Annotated in this window: 1 pseudogene; it reads left to right on the forward strand. The window is 70.4% G+C overall.

Annotation, left to right across the window (positions count from 1 at the left end):
- Positions 1-246 precede the first annotated feature (246 nt).
- Positions 247-1,026: pseudogene (locus OP79_RS49010) on the forward strand (IS630 family transposase); the annotation flags it as partial.

Below are 1,026 nucleotides of genomic sequence, written 5' to 3' on the forward strand. Positions count from 1 at the left end.
ATTACCAGACGCCTCTTCGACATCGCCAGACCCTGCCTCCGAGGTCATGCCGATGTCTTGAGACACCCCATTCCGATGTCCTGAGCGAGCACACTGCCGGGGGCACAGGGTCTGACCAGCGCGTTTACCTCTCCGAGGTAGGCGCGCTGTTCGTCGTAGCCATGGCATTACTGACTTCGGCGTCTTGGGGTCTGGATGTGTGTCGGGACCGGTGACGTGGTCCGTCCGGACTGGTACGCCGGATGCATGCGGTATCCGGACGGGGGCGGGCTGACCGCCGAGCAGCGCAGACGCCGGGACGAGGTACGGATGCGGGCCGTTGACCTCTTCGAGGAGGACGTGAAAGTCCCGTGCGTCGCCCGGGAGTTACGGGTGAGTGAGAAATCGGTCTACCAGTGGCGCCGCGCCTGGAAGGCGGGCGGACGCAAGGCGCTGCGTTCCAAGGGCCCCTCCGGCTACGACTGCCGCCTGGCCCCCCACCTGCAGGCCAAGCTCGCGATGTGGCTGGAGGAGGGGCCGGCCGCGCACGGCTGGAGTGAGGACCAGGTGTGGACCGCCGCCCGGGTCCGCACGCTGATCGGACGCAAGTTCCACCTCTCCTACAGCGTCTCCGGGATGACCCGGCTGCTGCACCGGATGGGCTACAGCGTGCAGATGCCCGCCCGTCCCGCCGCCGAGCGCGACGAGGACGCGATCACCGCGTGGCGGGAGGCGACCTGGCAGGAGGTAAAACCCTCCGGGCGGCGACCGGCGCGTTCGTCTGCTTCGAAGACGAAGCGGGCGTGACCGGCCGTCCGCCCAAGGGCCGCACCTGGGGCCGGCGCGGCATCACCCCGAGCGTCAAGGTGTCCGGCCGCAGCCGGGGGCGGCTCTCGGTGGCCGGGCTGCTGTGCTACCGGCCGGGCCTGCCCGCCCGTCTGTGCTACCGGCTGCGCCGGCATACCGGCCGCAAGGGCGAGCGCCGCTCGCTGGGCGAGAGCGACTGCATCCGCCTGCTCGACGGCGCCCACCAGCTACTGAAGGCCC

This window comes from Streptomyces yerevanensis (assembly GCF_000716805.1).
In the GTDB taxonomy this organism is placed as follows: Bacteria; Actinomycetota; Actinomycetes; order Streptomycetales; family Streptomycetaceae; genus Streptomyces; species Streptomyces flaveus.